We start from the raw sequence: 18,865 nt of genomic DNA, 5'->3' as shown, positions 1-18,865 counted from the left end.
GACGATCACACGCTGGATCGTGTGTTCGGCGTCACACACCGCGTAGCGTCATGAATGAGTACCTCCTACGCTCGTAGGAAGGGCACTATCCATGGAAAGCGGTGCCGCATGTCTGTCGACCCCACAGACCCGGATACCTTCGATGTAAACGATCAGGACGCCTCGCTCGACGAAGAGGTTCCCGAAGCCGACGCCGCCGAGCAGCACGCGGATGTGCTGCCCGAGGACGACGACCATGTGAACGGCGCCGACCTGGACGCCGCAAATGAGGCCGATGCCGCGGAACAGGCCCGTGTCGTCGCCCTCGACGAGGACGACTACCGATGACCTGCCCCTCTTTGTCCCTGAATCGGGAGCTACCGCGACTGTCCGGTCCGTGAAATTCTGCGTCCGCACCACGCACAGCCGGGTTACCCAAAAGTACGATGGCGGCGCGGCGCACAGCGCGCAAGAAACAATTTTTTGGGAGGCGGCGTGACAGCCATCGAGCAGACAGAGGCGACGCGCCCGCGGGGCACACGCCTGCCACGCCGAGCCCGCAGGAACCAGCTTCTGGGCGCCGCCCAGGAAGTCTTCGTGGCTCAGGGCTATCACGCGGCCGCCATGGACGACATCGCCGAGCGGGCCGGCGTCAGCAAACCCGTGCTCTACCAGCACTTCCCGGGCAAGCTCGAGCTCTATCTGGCGCTGCTCGACCAGCACTGCGAGTCGCTGCTGCTCTCGGTCCGTACGGCGCTGGCGTCGACGACCGACAACAAGCTGCGCGTCGCCGCGACGATGGACGCCTATTTCGCGTACGTCGAGGACGAGGGCGGGGCCTTCCGGCTGGTCTTCGAGTCGGACCTGACGAACGAGCCCGCGGTGCGCGAGCGCGTGGACCGGGTCTCGCTGCAGTGCGCGGAGGCGATCTCCGACGTCATCGCCGAGGACACGGGCCTGTCCAAGGAAGAGTCCATGCTGCTGGCCGTCGGCCTCGGCGGCGTCTCCCAGGTGGTCGCCCGCTACTGGCTCTCCAGCAGCTCCGGCATCCCCCGCGACACGGCGGTGCAGCTGCTGACGTCGCTGGCATGGCGTGGTATCGCGGGGTTCCCGCTGCACGGCACCGATCAGCACTGAGGGGTGACCCGCGGCTGTTCGCTCCTGGCGTTTCCCGGGGACGCCTGCCGCATCCCCTCGCCGGGCTAATGTGTGCTGCGTACAGCGCGGCTGACCGCGCAACACACTGACCGTTCGGAGGGACATAGCCGTGGAGGTCAAGATCGGCGTGCAGCACGCGCCCCGGGAGATCGTTCTGGAGAGCGGGCAGTCCGCCGAGGAGGTCGAGCGCGCGGTCGGCGACGCGCTGGCCGGCAAGGCGCAGCTGCTCAGTCTCTCGGACGACAAGGGCCGCAAGGTCCTCGTACCGGCCGACCGGATCGCGTACGTCGAGATCGGCGAGCCGGCGACGCGGCGCGTGGGCTTCGGCGCGCTGTAGGGCGCCGCAAGCGACTGGAGCGTGACAGAAGAGGGCCCGGCGGGAATCCCCCCGCCGGGCCCTCTTCCGCTGCTGTGGGGAGGGTTGCATTCCACAGGCGCCGGGTAGTACCGGCTAGGACCGTTTTGCCCGCACCGGCGTCCGTGAGGTGATCAGTAGTGCTCTTGGAAACGCTCGGTTCAGTCCTGCTCGGACTCGCCCTCGCCTGGTCCGCGGCCCGTCACCTGTCCGAACGTCTCCCGTCCCGTCGTGTGGTCTTCACCACAGGCACGCTCGGCGCCCTCTTCGGCGCCTATGTGACGCATGCCGCGCTCGGTCCAGGCCACACACTGGCGACGCTGGTGGGCGCGGTGACGATCGGAGCCGTACTGCTCTCGCTGCTGATCCGGCCCTCGACGCGGCGGCTGCGTCGCGCATTCCCTTTCTGAGTCCGCGCGACCGGCCGCCCACGCCACCGAAGAAACCGTCGGGCGGAGGCTAGGCCGCGAGGCCCAGCGCCGCCATCCGCTTGGTGTGCGCCTCGGTGATCCGGGAGAACATCCGGCCCACCTCCGCGAGGTCGAAGCCGCCCGCCACACCGCCCACGAGCATCGTGGAGAGCGCGTCGCGGTCCGCCACCACCCGCTGCGCCTGCGAGAGCGCCTCGCCCATCAGACGGCGCGCCCACAGCGCGAGCCGTCCGCCGACCCGCGGCTCGGCCTCGATCGCGGCGCGAACCTTCTCGACCGCGAAGTTGCCGTGCCCCGTGTCGTCGAGGACCGCAAGCACCAGGGCACGGGTGTCGGTGTCCAGCCGGGCCGCGACCTCACGGTAGAAGTCGCTGGCGATCGAGTCGCCGACGTACGCCTTGACCAGGCCCTCCAGCCAGTCGGACGGCGCGGTCTGGCGGTGGAAGTCGTCCAGGGCCTGCGCGAACGGCTCCATCGCGGCAGTCGGCTCGGCGTCGACGGCGGTGAGGCGGTCGCGCAGCTGCTCGAAGTGGTGGAACTCGGCGGAGGCCATCTTCGCCAGCGCGGCCTTGTCGCCCAGCGTCGGCGCCAGCTTGGCGTCCTCGGCGAGCCGCTCGAAGGCTGCCAGCTCGCCGTACGCGAGTGCGCCCAGCAGATCCACGACGGCGGCGCGGTACTGGGGGTCGGCGGATGCCGTGGCCCAGTCCTGGGCGGCGATTCCGGTGGGTTCAGTGGCGTTGTCAGGCGTCTCCATGAAGCGCACAATAGCCCGCTCATCGTGAGGCGGAAGGGCCTGGTCAGCCACGTCCGTACCGCGGTTCCTACCAATTCACCCAACACACATGCGCGAATCCGGGGTACAGTGGTAATGCGCCTGTCGAGCGTTTTGGTTACTCGGCGGGCGATCTCAGTGTATGACTGGGGGATTTGCTCCCCCAGAGTCCCCTTGAGGATGCCCGGTCGGTGGCCCGATCGGCTCCGCCCCGACCGCCCTCCGCGCGGACCGTGCGCACACATGTGCACGACCGCAGATGAGGGGCCCCTCAGCGGCACGAGCGCTCGAGCGACAGCAGTGGTCCCGCGCCATCCGGCCAATCCACGGCCGGCCCAGTACCCAGGTGCGGTACGACCCCCATCGTTCGCCTCATGCCGCGTCTCACAGAAGAGGCAACACCCTGACTACGCAATCTAAGACTTTTCGGGATCTTGGGATCCTTCCCGAGACCGCCGAGGCCCTCGAGGCCGTCGGCATCCTCAACCCGTTCCCCATCCAGGAGATGACCCTCCCCGTCGCGCTCGCCGGCGCCGACGTCATCGGCCAGGCCAAAACCGGCACTGGCAAGACGCTCGGTTTCGGTCTGCCGCTGCTGGAGCGGGTCACTGTCCCCGCGGACGTCGAGGCCGGCCGGGCGCAGCCCGAGCAGCTGACCGACGCGCCGCAGGCGCTGGTGGTCGTCCCCACCCGCGAGCTGTGCCAGCAGGTCACCAATGACCTGCTGACCGCCGGCAAGGTCCGTAACGTCCGCGTTCTCGCGATTTACGGCGGCCGTGCCTACGAGCCCCAGGTCGAAGCGCTCCGCAAGGGCGTCGATGTGATCGTCGGCACCCCCGGCCGCCTGCTCGACCTGGCCGGCCAGCGCAAGCTCGACCTCTCGCATGTGCGCGCGCTCGTCCTCGACGAGGCCGACGAGATGCTCGACCTGGGCTTCCTGCCCGACGTCGAGAAGATCATCAACATGCTGCCGGCCAAGCGCCAGACCATGCTGTTCTCGGCGACCATGCCGGGTGCGGTCATCGGCCTCGCCCGCCGCTACATGTCGCAGCCGACGCACATCCGCGCCACCTCGCCGGACGACGAGGGCGCGACCGTGGCCAACACCACGCAGCACGTCTTCCGTGCCCACTCCATGGACAAGCCGGAGCTGGTCTCGCGCATACTGCAGGCCGAAGGCCGCGGGCTCGCGATGATCTTCTGCCGTACGAAGCGGACTGCGGCGGACATCGCCGAGCAGCTCCAGCGTCGCGGCTTCGCCTCCGGCGCGGTCCACGGCGACCTGGGCCAGGGCGCGCGTGAGCAGGCGCTGCGGGCCTTCCGCAACGGCAAGGTCGACGTCCTCGTCTGCACGGACGTCGCGGCGCGTGGCATCGACGTCGAAGGCGTCACACATGTCATCAATTACCAGTCGCCGGAGGACGAGAAGACATTCCTCCACCGCGTCGGCCGCACCGGCCGCGCGGGCGCCAAGGGCATCGCGATCACGCTGGTGGACTGGGACGACATCCCGCGCTGGCAGCTGATCAACAAGGCGCTGGATCTCAAGTTCCCCGAGCCGGTCGAGACGTACTCCACGTCTCCGCACCTGTACGAGCAGCTGAACATCCCGGCCGGCACGAAGGGCGTACTGCCCCGTGCCGAGCGGACCCGTGCGGGTCTGCGCGCCGAGGAGGTCGAGGACCTGGGCGAGACGGGCGGCCGCGGCCGCAAGTCGGCGGCGGCGTCGGCCCCGGCTCGCGAGGAGCGCCCTGCCCGTACCCGCACGCCCCGCCAGCGCCGCCGCACGCGCGGCGGGTCGACGCCGGACGGCGTCGAGCCGACGACAACGGTGACGGACACGGCCGCGCCGGAGTCCACGGAGGATTCGACGGAGCCGCGCACCCCGCGCCGCCGTCGCCGCACCCGAGTGGGAGCGCAGGCCGGGGCCGAGGCGACGGCGGTCGTGGAGACCGTCGAGCTCGCGGACGTGGAGGTCGCGGAGGAGACGAAGCCTCGTCGCCGGGCGCGTGCCGCGAAGGCAGTCGACACGGTCGAGGCCGTTGAAGTCGCGACCGAGACCGAGACGAAGCCCCGCCGCCGCACCCGTGCCGCGAAGGCAGTCGACACGGTCGAGGCCGTTGAAGTCGCGACCGAGACCGAGACGAAGCCCCGCCGCCGCACCCGTGCCGCGAAGGCAGTCGACACGGTCGAGGCCGTCGAGGCCGTCGAGGCAGTGGCGAGCGAGGCCGAGCCGGAGACCAAGCCCCGCCGCCGCACCCGCGTGGCGAAGACCGCCGACACGGTCGAGGCAGTGGCCACGGAGGTCGAGGCGGAGCCCAAGCCGCGCCGCCGCACCCGCACCCGCACGACGAAGGTTGCACAGCCCGAAAGCTGACGCACCCGGAGCCCAGATGGCCCGGTCCCCGCCACGGGGGCCGGGCCATCGGCGTTTCGCGCCAGAACCGGTTGAGCCATCCGGATGTGCGGGGTCCGGGGCGAGGTCCCGGCCCGGGAAGCGGCGGATGGGGGAACAGCGGGCGGACGGGGAACGGGGAACAGCCCCGCAACCCGCGCCCGGAGCACCGCAGCCGACGCGCCCCCGCTAGCCTCGTCGCATGAGTCGGCCGCCCACCTTCACCCCGCCCCCCTGCACCCGTCCCCGCACGCTCCCCACCGCACGCGGCACCTTCGCCGTGCTCGATGCGCAGCCCGTCGGTGACGTCAAGGGCACCGCGTTGCTCCTGCCCGGCTTCACCGGGAGCAAGGAAGACTTCATCGCGCTGCTGGAGCCACTCGCCGATGCCGGCTACCGCAGTGTCGCCGTCGATGGGCGCGGACAGTACGAGACCGACGGGTCGGACGACCAAGAGGCTTACGCCCAAGGCGAGTTGGCCCAGGACGTACTCGCCCAGGCCGAAGCTGTCGGCGGGCCCGTGCATCTCCTCGGGCACTCCCTCGGCGGTCAGATCGCCCGCGCCGCCGTGCTCCTCGATGCCACCGCGTTCACCACGCTCACCCTCATGTCCTCGGGGCCCGCACAGATCACCCCGGCTCAGCAGCAGAAGGTCAAGCTGCTGAGCGACGCCCTCGCGGTGATGGGGATGGATCAGGTCTGGGAGGCGATGAAAGCGCTCGATCCGCCGGAGGACGCGGAGACCGACGGCGAGGAACTGCGCCGCCGCTGGCTGCGCCACAACCCGGCCCAGCTGATCGCCACCGGCCGCCTGCTGACCGTCGAACCGGACAGGGTCGACGAACTCGCCGCCGTACAGCCGCTGCCCAAGCATGTGCTGTCCGGCGAACGGGACGACACCTGGCCGTTGCCCCTTCTCGACGAGATGGCGCGGCGCCTCAGCGCCCACCGGACGGTCATCACGGGCGCCGAGCACTCACCGAACACCGACCGCCCCCTCGAGACCGCCGCGGCCGTCGCCGCCTTCTGGGATCAGAACTGAGCCTGCAGGTGCTGCCAGAAACCGTCCCGCAGCGCTCGCCGCAGCACCGCGTGCCCCCGCAGCGACCGCTGCAGCACCCTCTCCGCCTCGATCAGCAGGTCCTGGTCCACCGGGCCGGGCAGATAGGGATGGCCCGGCAGCAGCTCCGCCATCGCCTCCCGGCCGCGTTCCGCCAGCCAGGTCGCGGCGATCTGCGCGCCCACGAAGCGCACCTCGTCCCGTGACGGCGGCGGCGCGCCCTCGTTCTCGTACGTCGTGACCGGGCGGCGCGTGATGTACGGGCGGCAGAAGTCCAGGTCGAACGTCCGCTGGCTGTCCACCTCCCACAGCAGCGGCTCCGCCTGATTGCGCCCCTCCGCGGCCTCGATGCCCCACAGATGGACCCGCGCCCCGTACCCCTGCGCCGCCTCGACCGCCGACACCAGGTCCTCGTCGCCGCCGACGAGCGCCGCGTCGCTGATCGCGCGATGCCGGGCGAGCGACTCCAGATCGGTACGAATGAGTGAGTCGACGCCCTTCTGCTGGTTGTTCGCGTTGAGGTTGCCGAGGCGCACCTTGACGTCCGGCAGCTCCGCTATGGACTGCTGCTCGGAGGTGTGGATACGGCGCCGGGCCCCGTCGTACCAGTAGACCCGCAGCAGTCTGCTGTCGGCGAAGATCGTGCGGGCCTTGTCGATGAACGCCTCGATCAGCCCCTCCGCGTCCAGGTCGAAGGAGCGCCGGTCCTCGGTGCCCGCGACAAGCAACCCGGCCGCAGCATAGACGTAACCTGCATCCACGAAGATGGCATGGGTAGAAGGGGTCTTGGCGACCTCGGCGAGCATCCGCTGCAGGAGCTCATTGGTGCGCTCCAGGTGGGCCCTGATCTCCGTGGTCTCTGCGTCATCCATACGGTGCTCATTCATACGGTGCTCATTCTCCGTGGCCAAGCCACTACCCGCCAGTAGTTAGGCATCCGAAAAATTTCCTTAGCGTAGGGAATGTTTGCAGGGTGCATACCGTTGAACACCTATAGAACACAGACGGACAACCGTCGCCACCAGTTCTCCAGCAGGAGGATCAGACGAAGGGAGAAGCCTTGCGCTTCGAGATCATGCGACTGGACGACGTCGACGGCACCGCCGTGGACACCACCGTCGTAGACGCCGCCTCCGTCAACCGGATCGTGCAGCAGGCCGCTTCGATCGGCCAGCGCATCTATATCCGACCGGCCGATTCCACGGCCTCGTAACGCTCGACGACGTTGTGATGTGACGCGCCGCGCCCCCGTACGGAGTTCCGTACGGGGGCGCAGTGCGTTCGGCACCGGGCGCTCAGGCTCCCTGGATGACCTGGGTGATGCCGTTGATGATCTGCTGCACGGCGATCGCGGAGAGCATCATGCCCGCGAGCCGGGTCACCAGCACCACGCCGCCGTCCTTGATCAGGCGGATGATCAGCAGCGAGTAGCGCATCGTCAGCCAGAGCACCACATGCATCGCGATGATCGCCGCCCATACCGACACCTGCTGTGTGACGCCGTCCGCGTGCTGCACAGCCAGGATCACCGAGACGATCGCACCGGGACCGGCCAGCAGCGGCATGCCCAGCGGTACCAGCGCGACATTGACGTCCTTGGTCTGCTTGGGCTCGTCGGTCTTGCCGGTCAGCAGGTCGAGTGCGATGAGCAGCAGGAGCAGACCGCCCGCGATCATCAGCGCGGGCACCGAGACATGCAGATAGTCCAGGATCTGCTGACCGAGAATACCGAAGACGGTGATCACGCCGAAGGCGACGGCCACCGCCTGCCAGGCCATGCGGCGCTGCACCTTGGCGGGGCGGCCCGAGGTGAGCGCGAGGAAGATCGGGGTGATCCCGGGGGGATCCATGATCACAAAAAGGGTGAGGAAGAGAGAACCGAAAATGGCAGCGTCGAACACAGTGAGGGCCTAGCGCGAAGAGGGGTCGTACAGACGGAAGAGAGCGGCCGGAGAGTTACGAGCGGCCTCCGCCGGCGCCCGGCACCGGGAACGCGCCGGTCGCGCGACGCGTGATCTCGCCGTAGATCTCCGGGTCGGTGGTGTACTCGCCGAGCACACAGGTCTTGCGGCTGCCGTGATAGTCGCTGGACCCGGTGGCCAGCAGCCCGAGGTCGGCGGCGAGGCCGCGCAGCCGGGCACGCGTCGGCGCGTCATGGTCCATATGGTCGACCTCGATGCCGTCCAGGCCGCACGCGGCGAGATCGGCTATCGCGGACTCGGGCACCGTACGACCGCGCTGGACGGCGAGCGGGTGCGCGAAGACGGTGACGCCACCGGCGGCCTTGACCAGCCGGACCGCCGTGAAGGGGTCGAGTTCGTGCTTGGTGATGTGCGCACGGCCGCCGTCGGCGATCCACTCCGGCGTGAAGGCGTCGGAGACGGTGGGTACGACGCCGAGTTCGACGAGCGCGGAGGCGATGTGCGGGCGTCCGACCGAGCCGTCCCCGGCGATACGGGCCACCTGGGACCACTCCACGGGAACGCCCAGCTCCTGGAGCTTGGCCACCATGGCCCGGGCGCGCGGCACCCGGTCGTCCCGTACGAGCTCGCGCTCGCGCAGCAGCTCGGGCTCGTCGGCGTCGAAGAGGTACGCGAGCAGATGCAGGCTCACGCCGTCGATGCGGCAGGAGAGTTCGGCTCCGGTGACCAGAGTCACGTTCTCCGGGAGGGCGGCGATCGCCTCGGCGTGGCCGCGGGTGGTGTCGTGGTCGGTGAGTGCGACGACGTCCAGACCGGCCGCGGAGGCGTTGCGCACCAGCTCGGCGGGGGTGTCCGTACCGTCCGATGCCGTGGAGTGGGTGTGCAGATCGATGCGCACGACGCGTGACTCCAGGGACGGCAGGCGGACAGGGGGACGGTCAAGTGTATCGGGGATTCGAACAGCGCTGGTTCACCGCAGAAGCCGCCCGCGGACCACGGGACCGGACTACGAGAGAAGCCGCGGCGACAGCGCCCCGCAGGGCAGCAGCTCCATCTCGGCACCCAAGTCCCGCAGGTCGGTCAGCACCAGCTCGTCGTACATCAGCAGCCCGGACTGCTCGGGCCAGACGATCGCCCACAGCCACAGCCCGCGTGCCTCGCCGGCGAATACCGCGCGGTCCTCGGGAGCGTCGGCCACATGCCACAGCGGGGTGGGGCGGCCGGCGGCGAGCAGCTTGGCCTGCGGCGGTTTGTCGACGCAGATGTGCGGGCCCGGGTCGGGTCCGTCGATACCGGCGTAGCGCGCACCGAGGCCCACACCCAGTTCCTCGGCGACCAGGAGCAGCTCACCCATCCCACCGAGCGGGCCGGGCCCCGAGCAGGCCACGGCGGTGGCGCGGCCTCCGCTTCGGTCGTCCCCCGCATACGCGACACCGGTGAAGAGCCACCCCACGGGCAGCGGCCACGGCATCCACACGGGGACTCTCGCGCGGTGCACGACCACACCGAGGGCCTCGACGCTGGGCGGGATCACCGGCTGCAGCGGGTGCACCGCTCCGTGCACATCGCACTGCCACGAGTCGGCAAAGAGACCGGGCGCCCTCACCCGGCTACCGCACTTCGGGCAACTGGGTTCGCCCCTCATAGCGCTCAACGGTCCTCTCCGGCCGTCGCCGCGTCAAGGACGATCACCCGTCCGGAGTGTGCCCGCTCCGGCCAAAAGTAGTTGTAACTTGAATTCATTAGGTTGTCTAAATTATTGTTTGTACATCGCAACGATCCAGTGGAGAAGCAGAGAAACAGAGGAGCCGTCCATGCACGGAAAGGATCCGTACGACGAGGGAGCCACCAGCATCCTGCGTCAGCCGAAGGCCGTCTGGGCCACGGCCGGGGCATCCGTCGTCGCCTTCATGGGGATCGGCCTGGTGGACCCGATCCTGCCGTCCATCGCCAGGGGCCTGGCCGCGACGCCCAGTCAGGTCTCGCTGCTGTTCACCTCGTACTTCCTGATCACCGCGGTCGCGATGCTCGTCACCGGCTTCGTCTCCAGCCGCATCGGCGGCAAGAAAACCCTGCTCGCCGGGCTCGCGCTCGTCATCGTCTTCGCCGCGCTCTCCGGCACCTCCGGCTCCGTCGGCGAACTCGTCGGCCTCCGGGCAGGCTGGGGCCTTGGCAACGCACTCTTCGTCTCGACCTCACTCGCCGTCATCGTCGGCGCGGCGGCCGGCGGAAGCGCCGCGGCGATCCTGCTCTACGAGTCGGCGCTCGGCCTCGGCATGGCCTGCGGACCACTGCTCGGCGCGCTGCTCGGCGACGCCAGCTGGCGCTACCCCTTCTTCGGAACCGCGGCCCTGATGGCGATCGGCCTCCTGTGCATCGCGGCCTTCCTCAAGGAGCAGCCGAAGCCCGCACGCAAGACTTCGCTGCTCGACCCCGTGAAGGCGCTCGGACACGGCGGCCTGGCCTCCGCGGCCGCCTCGGCCTTCTTCTACAACTACGCGTTCTTCACCGTGCTGGCCTTCACACCGTTCGTGCTGAACATGACGCCGTACACGTCGGGCGCGGTGTTCTTCGCCTGGGGCGTGCTGCTCGCGGTCTTCTCCGTACTGGTGGCACCGCGGCTGCAGGCGCGCCTGGGGTCACTCAAGGTGCTGGGCTGCTCGCTGCTGCTGCTCGCCGTCGACCTGCTGGTCATCGGATACGGGAACCACACGGTTGCCGTCGTCGGGACGATCGTGTCCGGCGCCTTCATCGGCCTGAACAACACCGTGTACACAGAGCTGGCGCTGGGCGTCTCGGACGCGCCGCGGCCGGTGGCCAGCGCGGGCTACAACTTCGTCCGCTGGTTCGCCGCGGCCGCAGCGCCCTGCTTCGCGCCGAAGATCGAGGAGTGGAGCAACATCCACATCCCCTTCGTGGTCGCGGCGGTCGCGGCCGTGACCGGCGCCGGCATCGTCCGGGTACGGCGCACCTCGCTGAGCCGCGAGGCGGAGCGGCTCCAGCCCGTCCACGCCACCCAGGACGGTGCGACGGTCTTCGCCAACTAGAGGACCTCAGTCGAGAGTTACGGACCTGCGCAGCGGATCGCGCAGGTCCGTACCGTGCGTCAGCCACCGCTCCTGGAGCTCCTGCGCGCCGTGCACCCGCTTCCACGCGGCCTCGTTCGGTGTCATCGGGAGCAGCGGCAGGAAGTGCACCGGATCCATCGGCTCGTCCAGCTCCAGGTCCTCCACCAGGCCGCCCGGCTCCGCGACGAGCACCGAGCTGAACGGTGCGGAGGGCCAGAGCGGATCGCCGACGTCCAGCGAGGCGCCCGGTGCCACGACCACGCCCTCGACCTGCGGTGAGGCGGCCAGTACGGCGAGCGTGCGGAGCACCTTGTCGGTGTCGGCGACCCCGGCCCTCACCGAGAGGACCAGCTCCGCGCGCGGGCCCTTCACCGGGTCGGCGAGGGCCGCGGTGGGGTCTGTCATCGGATGCGCGGACATGCCGAGGGTGGCGTAGCGCACGACGCCGTCACCGTCCCGGTCCAGGAAGCGGAGCACCTCGATGCGGTCCGTACCGAGGAATGTCACCGCGGCGCGCGCGTCCGGTTCGCCAAGTGCCGTACGCAGCCTGGCCTCGACCAGAACAAGAACTTCTTCCATGCCGCGAGCATAAAGCGCGTAAGGAACGGGCAAACGAAGGGATTGGCCCCCAGTCGGCTGATAGTCTTGGCCGCTGGTCGGGATGGCACGCAGAAGCGTTGCTCTCGAGTCCCGACGACACGTCATCCCCTACGGGGGACCGGCCGGAGGAGGTGGGGCTGCGGTGGATCGAAGTCGACCGGTCAGTACCAACCGCTCTTCCGCACGGAAACATTCCGCAGTGATCTGAGGCCTTCCCGCACGGGGCCCACGGCATTTCGCACGACGGAAGAGCACTTCGTTTTTGCCTGTCTGTAGCGAACGCCGTCACCGCGATCCCGCGGTGCCGCCCGCTTTGCGGACGTACGCATCACGTCCTCATTCCGGGCTGCGCCACGCCACTCGCCGACGGCCTCTCCGTGAAGGAGCCAGCCATGTCGATGATCCGTGACCTGCGTGCAGCGGTCCGTCCGTCCCTGCGCAAGAGCAACACCCCGTACAGCACGTACGACACCACTCGCGATCCTTCCGCCTCCAGCGCCGTCGTCGACTGCGCGGTCTACCGCGACGGAAAGCGGATGGAGAGCGAGGCCTGCCAGACCCCGCGCGAGGCGATGCTGCGGGTACGCGACGGCGGCGGCTTCGCGTGGATCGGGCTGCATGAGCCGACAGAGGCCGAATTCGCCGGTATCGCAGCGGAGTTCGGGTTGCACCCGCTGGCCGTCGAGGACGCCGTCCACGCCCACCAGCGGCCCAAGCTGGAGCGGTACGACGACACACTGTTCACCGTCTTCAAGACGATCCACTACGTCGAGCACGCGGAGCTCACGGCGACCAGCGAGGTCGTCGAGACCGGCGAGGTGATGTGCTTCACCGGCCGGGACTTCGTCATCACGGTGCGGCACGGCGGCAAGGGCTCGCTGCGGGCACTCCGGCACCGGCTCGAGGAGGACAACGAGCTGCTCGCCAAAGGGCCGTCCGCGGTGCTGCACTCCATCGCCGACCATGTGGTCGACGGGTACATCGCGGTGGCCGCGGCCGTGCAGGACGATATCGACGAGGTCGAGATCGATGTCTTCTCCGCGCCCGCGAAAGGCAGCCCGCGCGGCAGCGACGCCGGCCGGATCTACCAGCTCAAGCGCGAGGTGCTGGAGTTCAAGCGGGCCGTGTCCCCACTGCTGCGGCCGATGCAGCTGCTCAGCGAGCGTCCGATGCGGCTGGTCGACCCGGACATCCAGAAGTACTTCCGCGATGTCGCCGACCACCTCGCCCGGGTGCAGGAGGAGGTCATCGGCTTCGACGAGCTGCTGAACTCCATCCTGCAGGCAAATCTGGCGCAGGCGACGGTCGCGCAGAACGAGGACATGCGCAAGATCACCTCCTGGGCGGCGATCATCGCCGTGCCGACGGCGGTGTGCGGTGTGTACGGCATGAATTTCGACCACATGCCCGAGCTGCACTGGAAGTACGGGTATCCCATGGTGCTCACCGGCATCATCGGCGTCTGTCTCGCGATCCACCGCACCCTGAAGCGCAACGGCTGGCTGTAGATAGGCTGCGGGCATGACAGACCATTCCCCTCGCCTCGCTGGGGAGATCCCACGGCCCGGTCAGGCGCTCGTCGAGGAGGCCACGAAGAAGTCCGGCCTCATCTGGGTCCGCGGCGACGGTCCCCGACAGGCGCTCTGGCACGTGTGGCACGACGGCGCCGCGCATATCGTCGGCGACGGCCCCGGCGAGCAGCCACTGCCGCAGCTGACAGCCGGCGGAACGGCCGAGGTCACGGTCCGCAGCAAGGACAAGGGCGGCCGGCTGGTCGTCTGGACGGCGTCGGTGGGCGAACTCGTCCCGCACTCCGAGGAGTGGGAGTCGGCCGTCGCCGAACTCAAGGGCAAGCGCCTGAACGCGCCGGACGCGGAGCAGATGACGGAGCGCTGGGCACGCGAGTGCCGGGTGCTGCGCCTCGAGCCGCGGGACGTGACCACGGACCTGCCGGACACTTCGGGGGCGGCCGTACCGCTGCCTACGCCGGCGACGACGCGGCAGCCCGCGCCGGCGGCTTTGCCGTTGCTCCTGAGGCGCAAGAAGAGGCGCGGCCGGCCCACGGCCGATCCGTCCGGTGACTGAGGGCCGGGGTCCGGTGCGGAGCTCAGGGAGACAGCCGGCCTCCGGTCGCTGATCTCCGGTCGCTGGTCTCTGGTTGCGGGTTGCGGGTCTAGTCGCTGGTCTTCGGCAGCTGGCGGCCGTAGTCGACCGTCTCGTCCTTCTCCGGCGCCACGAGCGTGAAGTCCCTGTCCCAGTCCGCCAGCGTCAGCACGCCCGCGCCGCCCGCCCGTGCGAACTGCAGCGGATACGGTTTGCCCTCCAGCGAGACATCCAGCGTGCCGCCCTCGCCCTGGCCGCCGATGACCTTGATGGCGCGCACACCGCCCACCTCGGTGCGGTCGCCCGTACTGAGCTTGCCCTGCATCCCGAGCAGGCCCTCGAGCAGCACATCCATGTCCGTGAAGCCGCGGAACTGCTTGTACGCCGGATCGCCCTCCGGCACCTTCACATACATGTCCTCGAGCTTGCCCGCCGCGTCCGTGTCGGACTTGCTCGGGTTCTCCTTGTCCTTGGCATCCGCATGGCTCCAGAAGCCCGCGTCGGCCTTCAGATAGAGCTCGTCGCCGACCCGCAGCAGTGCGAAGGTGTTGTCCTTCGAGGTGACGGAGCCGGTGCCGCCGTCGTGTTTGAGCCGCATGTTCAGCTTGTACGTACCGCCCTTGCTGACCAGCGTGCCGGAGAGCCGTACCGACGTCGCCGCGTGCGCGGCGTCGCGCGCCTTCGTCTCGATGTCGGTGGCGGACAGCTTTCCGACGCCGTTGGTCCCCGCGTCCGGATCCTCGCCGCCGCATGCCGTGAGCGCCGCGGCCAGCCCGGCGCAGAGCACTACCGAGAGCGCGGCCCGGCGGGCTCGGGCAGCCAGGGGGAGGGGAGTCACAAGCGCACTGCCTCTCATCTGCGAGTCGTGAGTCATGGGTGGCAGACGGCAGCGTACCCGTGCTGGGCACATCGATCCTCAGGGAGCCGTACGGACGCCAGCCGGGGCGCCACGGAACGGCACGGGCTAGCCTGAAGCCGTCAAACAGCGGCATTCGAGGGCAAAGAGGAGGCGCGCAGAATGGCACCAGCCGCCCCCCGGATCTTTGTCTCGCACCTCGCCGGCGTGCCGGTCTTCGACCCCCAGGGCGACCAGGTGGGGCGCGTCCGCGACCTGGTGGCGATGCTGCGCGTCGGCCGCCGTCCGCCGCGATTGCTCGGCATGGTGGTCGAGGTGCTCAGCCGCCGCCGGATCTTCCTCCCGATGACCCGGGTGACCGGCGTCGAGTCGGGCCAGGTCATCACCACGGGCGTACTCAACGTGCGGCGCTTCGAGCAGCGTCCGACCGAGCGCCTGGTACTCGGCGAGCTGCTGGACCGGCGCGTGCGACTGGTCGAGACCGGCGAGGAGGCCACGGTCCTCGATGTCTCGATCCAGCAGCTGCCGGCCCGTCGTGAGTGGGAGATCGACAAGGTCTTCGTGCGGAAGGGCAAGCCCGGGGCGCTGCGCCGCAAGGGCGAGACGCTGACCGTCGAGTGGTCGGCGGTCACCGGCTTCTCGCTGGAGGAGCACGGCCAGGGCGCCGAGAGCCTGCTCGCGACCTTCGAACAGCTGCGCCCCGCCGACCTCGCCAATGTGCTGCACCACCTCTCGCCGAAGCGGCGCGCCGAAGTGGCGGCGGCGCTCGACGACGACCGGCTGGCGGACGTCCTTGAGGAGCTGCCGGACGACGACCAGGTGGAGATCCTCGGCAAGCTCAAGGAGGAGCGCGCGGCGGACGTCCTGGAGGCCATGGACCCGGACGACGCGGCCGACCTGCTGTCCGAGCTGCCGGAGGAGGACAAGGAACGGCTGCTGGCGCTGATGCGGCCCGACGACGCAGCGGACGTGCGGCGGCTGCTCGCGTACGAGGAGCGGACGGCGGGCGGTCTGATGACCACCGAGCCGATCGTGCTGCGGCCGGACGCGACGGTCGCCGACGCCTTGGCGCGGGTGCGACAGCAGGACCTCTCCCCGGCTCTCGCCGCGCAGGTGTACGTCTGCCGGCCGCCGGACGAGACGCCGACCGGCAAGTACCTGGGCACGGTGCACTTCCAGCGGCTGCTGCGGGACCCGCCGTTCACCCTGGTCAGCTCGATCGTGGAGAGCGATCTGCCGCCGCTGGCGCCGGACACCTCGCTGCCCGCGGTCACCAGCTATCTCGCCGCGTACAACATGGTGGCGGCGCCGGTCGTCGACGAGAGCGGTTCGCTGCTGGGAGCGGTGACCGTCGACGACGTACTCGACCATCTGCTGCCGGACGACTGGCGGGAGACGGAGTTCGAGGAGTTCGCCCACGAAGAGTCCTCCGACGACAAGTCCCCCAGCGGAGAGCCCGCCCATGGGTAGCGGCAGCCAGGACGGGCTGACCGATCGCAGCGAGCAGAAGGAGCGCCTGCCCGCCGGGGCGAGCGCGGCACCGCGCCCCCGCGCCCGGCTCGACCAGCCCCGCACGCCACGGCGCAGTCTGCTGCCGGAGTACGACCCCGAGGCCTTCGGCCGGTTCTCGGAGCGGATCGCGCGTTTCCTGGGGACCGGCCGGTTCCTGGTCTGGATGACGCTGATCATCATCATGTGGGTCGTCTGGAACATCTCCGCGCCCGGGGATCTGCGTTTCGACCCGTACCCGTTCATCTTTCTGACGCTGATGCTGTCGCTCCAGGCCTCGTACGCGGCCCCGCTGATCCTGCTGGCGCAGAACCGGCAGGACGACCGTGACCGGGTCACACATGAGCAGGAACGAAAGCAGAACGAGCGGTCGATCGCGGACACCGAATACCTGACACGGGAGATCGCGTCGCTGCGGATGGGGCTCGGCGAGGTCGCGACCCGCGACTGGATCCGCTCCGAATTCCAGGATCTGATCAAGGATCTGGACGGGCGTCGCCTATTCCCGCACGAGCGTCCGGACGAGAGTGACGAAGGCGACCGCTGACCGCCCTATCCGGGAGTGGGAGTCAGCGCCGTACCATCGTCCGTATGGCTACGGAAGACGCGGTGCTTGAAGCACTGGCGACGGTGAACGACCCCGAGATCAACCGACCGATCACCGAACTCGGCATGGTCAAATCAGTCGAGATCGGGGCGGACGGAGCGGTCGCCGTCACGGTGTACCTCACCGTCTCCGGCTGTCCTATGCGCGAGACGATCACCAAGAATGTGACCGATGCGGTCACGCGCGTCGAGGGCGTCACGCGCGTCGACGTCACGCTGGACGTGATGAGCGACGAGCAGCGGAAGGAGCTCGCGAGCTCGCTGCGCGGCGGGACCGCGGAGCGCGAGGTGCCCTTCGCCAAGCCCGGCTCATTGACCAGGGTGTACGCGGTGGCCTCGGGCAAGGGCGGAGTCGGCAAGTCCTCCGTCACCGTGAACCTGGCGGCGGCGATGGCGGCCGACGGGCTGAAGGTCGGTGTCGTCGACGCCGACATCTACGGACACAGCGTGCCGCGGATGCTGGGTGCGGACGGCCGTCCGACCCAGGTCGAGAACATGATCATGCCGCCGTCGGCCCACGGCGTGAAGGTCATCTCGATCGGGATGTTCACCCCGGGCAACGCGCCGGTGGTGTGGCGCGGACCGATGCTGCACCGCGCGCTGCAGCAGTTCCTCGCGGATGTGTACTGGGGCGACCTGGACGTGCTGCTGCTCGACCTGCCGCCGGGGACCGGCGACATCGCCATCTCGGTGGCGCAGCTGGTACCGAACGCCGAGATCCTGGTGGTGACCACCCCGCAGCAGGCCGCGGCCGAGGTCGCCGAGCGGGCCGGCTCGATCGCCGTACAGACCCACCAGAAGATCGTCGGCGTCGTCGAGAACATGTCGGGTCTGCCGTGCCCGCACTGCGACGAGATGGTCGACGTCTTCGGCAGCGGCGGCGGCCAGCGGGTCGCCGAGGGCCTGACGAAGACGACCGGCGCCAATGTGCCGGTGCTGGGCTCCATCCCGATCGACGTCCGCCTGCGGGAGGGCGGCGACGAGGGCAAGCCCGTCGTGCTCACCGACCCGGATTCCCCTGCGGGCGCCGCGCTGCGCGCGATCGCGGGGAAGCTCGGCGGGCGCGCCCGCGGGCTGTCGGGCATGTCACTGGGGATCACCCCGCGCAATAAGTTCTGACGAGGCCGTGGCTTCGTTCCGCCGAGCGGATCGGGTGCGCACAACCCGGCCACCGGCCCGAACGGTACGCGCAGCGTGAAGGGGCGCCGCTCATGAGCGGCGCCCCTTCGTCGTACGCCGTCGCTCTAGACGTACGCGCCCAGGTTCGGGACCGCCGAGAAACCCAGCCCGTACGCGCTCATTCCGCGCCCGTACGCGCCGACATGCACCCCGCCCCCGGTGGAGCCGGCGAGCACCCAGCCGAACTCCGACTCGCGGTAGTGGAAGGGCGTCGGCACACCGTCGACGGGCAGCGAGAGCATCAACCAGGCCGGTCCCGCCAGATCGTCGGCGAGCTCGAAGGCGGTCTCGGTCTGCTGGTCCAGCCAGTCGTCGCGCAGCGAGTGGTCGAGCTGGCCGGGCCAGGTGTGGGCCAGCAGGCCCGAGCCGGCGAGCCAGGCCGCGGAGGAGACCGTGGTGGCGTCCAGTACGCCGGTGCCGTCGCCGCTGCGCCGTACCGGGCTCGCAGCCACGGTGACGACGGCCGCGAAACGCTCCTTGTCCGGGCCGCCCGCGTCCGACCGTATCGACGGCTCGTCGCCGTGACCCATGGAGCCGTGCTGGACCGTGCCGTCCGCCGCGGTACCCACATGCATCAGCCAGCGCGGGCCGGTGAAGGCCTCGTCCAGTCCGTACCAGGGGAAAGTCGCACGCAGGAATCCGTCGACCACACGCTGCGCCGCTGTCACCCGCTGCGCCGAGAGCGGGTTGTCCCCGCCGGGCGCAGGAGAATCACTGACCGTGCCTTGCGCCGCTAGCCGACTTGTCGTCTCCATCTACCCGGCCGCCTCCTCTGTCTCCGAGGCCCGGAGCGGACCCGCCCCCCTCGGGCGTCCTCACTACCGGACAGATGGAGAATAGCCACCCTGTCCCGACTCGCAGGGATTGACGGC

The 18,865-nt window shown here is 69.6% G+C and carries 21 protein-coding genes; 13 read left to right on the top strand and 8 right to left on the bottom strand.

Annotation, left to right across the window (positions count from 1 at the left end):
- Positions 1–108 precede the first annotated feature (108 nt).
- The 4 genes from OG966_RS26710 (at position 109) to OG966_RS26695 (ending at position 1,902) form a co-directional block, all read left to right on the top strand.
- The gene (locus OG966_RS26710; protein ID WP_326652410.1) at positions 109–327 is read left to right on the top strand and encodes a hypothetical protein; all 219 of its coding nucleotides are present in this window, start codon (positions 109–111) and stop codon (positions 325–327) included.
- A 147-nt stretch (positions 328–474) separates the two neighbouring features.
- On the top strand, positions 475–1,116 hold the full coding sequence (locus OG966_RS26705) for a TetR/AcrR family transcriptional regulator (protein ID WP_326652409.1): 642 nt from the start codon (positions 475–477) through the stop codon (positions 1,114–1,116).
- Positions 1,117–1,246: 130 nt separating this feature from the next.
- The gene (locus OG966_RS26700; protein ID WP_215095436.1) at positions 1,247–1,474 is read left to right on the top strand and encodes a DUF3107 domain-containing protein; all 228 of its coding nucleotides are present in this window, start codon (positions 1,247–1,249) and stop codon (positions 1,472–1,474) included.
- A gap of 158 nt (positions 1,475–1,632) precedes the next feature.
- Positions 1,633–1,902 carry a hypothetical protein gene (locus OG966_RS26695; RefSeq protein ID WP_326652408.1) on the top strand — a complete coding sequence of 90 codons (270 nt, stop codon included), beginning with the start codon at positions 1,633–1,635 and terminating at the stop codon, positions 1,900–1,902.
- A gap of 49 nt (positions 1,903–1,951) precedes the next feature.
- On the opposite strand, the gene OG966_RS26690 is transcribed toward OG966_RS26695, so the two are convergent.
- On the bottom strand, positions 1,952–2,677 hold the full coding sequence (locus tag OG966_RS26690; RefSeq protein ID WP_326652407.1) for a ferritin-like fold-containing protein: 726 nt from the start codon (positions 2,675–2,677) through the stop codon (positions 1,952–1,954).
- Positions 2,678–3,200: 523 nt separating this feature from the next.
- Here OG966_RS26690 and OG966_RS26685 point away from each other — a divergent pair.
- Both OG966_RS26685 and OG966_RS26680 read left to right on the top strand, forming a co-directional pair.
- Positions 3,201–5,072 (top strand): DEAD/DEAH box helicase, encoded by a 1,872-nt coding sequence (locus OG966_RS26685; RefSeq protein WP_326652406.1) that lies wholly within the window; start codon positions 3,201–3,203, stop codon positions 5,070–5,072.
- Between the two features lie 220 nt (positions 5,073–5,292).
- Complete coding sequence (locus OG966_RS26680; RefSeq protein WP_326652405.1) at positions 5,293–6,132, top strand: alpha/beta fold hydrolase; 840 nt, start codon at positions 5,293–5,295, stop codon at positions 6,130–6,132.
- On the opposite strand, the gene OG966_RS26675 is transcribed toward OG966_RS26680, so the two are convergent.
- Complete coding sequence (locus OG966_RS26675) at positions 6,123–7,022, bottom strand: NYN domain-containing protein (RefSeq protein WP_326652404.1); 900 nt, start codon at positions 7,020–7,022, stop codon at positions 6,123–6,125. The genes OG966_RS26680 and OG966_RS26675 overlap by 10 nt on opposite strands.
- A 188-nt stretch (positions 7,023–7,210) precedes the next feature.
- Here OG966_RS26675 and OG966_RS26670 point away from each other — a divergent pair, with 188 nt between their 5' ends.
- Positions 7,211–7,363 (top strand): hypothetical protein, encoded by a 153-nt coding sequence (locus OG966_RS26670; RefSeq protein WP_326652403.1) that lies wholly within the window; start codon positions 7,211–7,213, stop codon positions 7,361–7,363.
- Between the two features lie 82 nt (positions 7,364–7,445).
- On the opposite strand, the gene OG966_RS26665 is transcribed toward OG966_RS26670, so the two are convergent.
- From OG966_RS26665 to OG966_RS26655, 3 genes are all read right to left on the bottom strand, one after another.
- Positions 7,446–8,051, bottom strand: coding sequence for a MarC family protein (locus OG966_RS26665; RefSeq protein ID WP_326652402.1), 606 nt, complete (start codon positions 8,049–8,051; stop codon positions 7,446–7,448).
- A 55-nt stretch (positions 8,052–8,106) separates the two neighbouring features.
- Positions 8,107–8,970 (bottom strand): PHP domain-containing protein, encoded by an 864-nt coding sequence (locus OG966_RS26660; RefSeq protein WP_326652401.1) that lies wholly within the window; start codon positions 8,968–8,970, stop codon positions 8,107–8,109.
- A gap of 108 nt (positions 8,971–9,078) precedes the next feature.
- The gene (locus tag OG966_RS26655) at positions 9,079–9,717 is read right to left on the bottom strand and encodes a DUF6758 family protein (RefSeq protein ID WP_326652400.1); all 639 of its coding nucleotides are present in this window, start codon (positions 9,715–9,717) and stop codon (positions 9,079–9,081) included.
- Between the two features lie 169 nt (positions 9,718–9,886).
- On the opposite strand from OG966_RS26655, the gene OG966_RS26650 reads away from it, so the two are divergent.
- On the top strand, positions 9,887–11,119 hold the full coding sequence (locus tag OG966_RS26650; RefSeq protein WP_326652398.1) for an MFS transporter: 1,233 nt from the start codon (positions 9,887–9,889) through the stop codon (positions 11,117–11,119).
- 6 nt (positions 11,120–11,125) lie between these two features.
- On the opposite strand, the gene OG966_RS26645 is transcribed toward OG966_RS26650, so the two are convergent.
- The gene (locus OG966_RS26645; protein ID WP_326652396.1) at positions 11,126–11,719 is read right to left on the bottom strand and encodes a suppressor of fused domain protein; all 594 of its coding nucleotides are present in this window, start codon (positions 11,717–11,719) and stop codon (positions 11,126–11,128) included.
- Between the two features lie 413 nt (positions 11,720–12,132).
- Here OG966_RS26645 and OG966_RS26640 point away from each other — a divergent pair, with 413 nt between their 5' ends.
- Positions 12,133–13,248, top strand: a complete 1,116-nt coding sequence (locus OG966_RS26640; protein WP_326652395.1) for a magnesium and cobalt transport protein CorA — start codon at positions 12,133–12,135, stop codon at positions 13,246–13,248.
- 13 nt (positions 13,249–13,261) lie between these two features.
- Positions 13,262–13,825: a hypothetical protein gene (locus OG966_RS26635; protein ID WP_326652394.1), complete on the top strand. Its 564-nt coding sequence runs from the start codon at positions 13,262–13,264 to the stop codon at positions 13,823–13,825.
- Positions 13,826–13,913: 88 nt separating this feature from the next.
- Here OG966_RS26635 and OG966_RS26630 read toward each other — a convergent pair whose 3' ends face one another.
- Positions 13,914–14,681 (bottom strand): hypothetical protein, encoded by a 768-nt coding sequence (locus OG966_RS26630; RefSeq protein ID WP_326652393.1) that lies wholly within the window; start codon positions 14,679–14,681, stop codon positions 13,914–13,916.
- Between the two features lie 180 nt (positions 14,682–14,861).
- On the opposite strand from OG966_RS26630, the gene OG966_RS26625 reads away from it, so the two are divergent.
- The 3 genes from OG966_RS26625 to OG966_RS26615 are packed head-to-tail and all read left to right on the top strand — an operon-like array spanning position 14,862 to position 17,933.
- Entirely contained in the window at positions 14,862–16,169 is a 1,308-nt protein-coding gene (locus OG966_RS26625) for a magnesium transporter MgtE N-terminal domain-containing protein (protein WP_326652392.1), read from the top strand.
- The gene (locus OG966_RS26620) at positions 16,162–16,755 is read left to right on the top strand and encodes a DUF1003 domain-containing protein (RefSeq protein WP_326652391.1); all 594 of its coding nucleotides are present in this window, start codon (positions 16,162–16,164) and stop codon (positions 16,753–16,755) included. Before OG966_RS26625 ends, OG966_RS26620 begins: the two co-directional genes overlap by 8 nt.
- A gap of 44 nt (positions 16,756–16,799) precedes the next feature.
- A complete protein-coding gene (locus OG966_RS26615) occupies positions 16,800–17,933 on the top strand; it encodes an Mrp/NBP35 family ATP-binding protein (RefSeq protein WP_326652390.1) in 1,134 nt (377 codons plus the stop codon).
- Between the two features lie 125 nt (positions 17,934–18,058).
- Here the strand turns inward: OG966_RS26615 and OG966_RS26610 are convergent, their stop codons facing one another.
- Positions 18,059–18,748 (bottom strand): hypothetical protein, encoded by a 690-nt coding sequence (locus tag OG966_RS26610; protein WP_406731085.1) that lies wholly within the window; start codon positions 18,746–18,748, stop codon positions 18,059–18,061.
- Positions 18,749–18,865: the final 117 nt, after the last annotated feature.

Source organism: Streptomyces sp. NBC_01750, assembly GCF_035918095.1.
Classification (GTDB): Bacteria; Actinomycetota; Actinomycetes; order Streptomycetales; family Streptomycetaceae; genus Streptomyces.
Note: the sequence above shows the minus strand (reverse complement) of the source record. Positions and strands in the feature narration are given on the sequence as shown.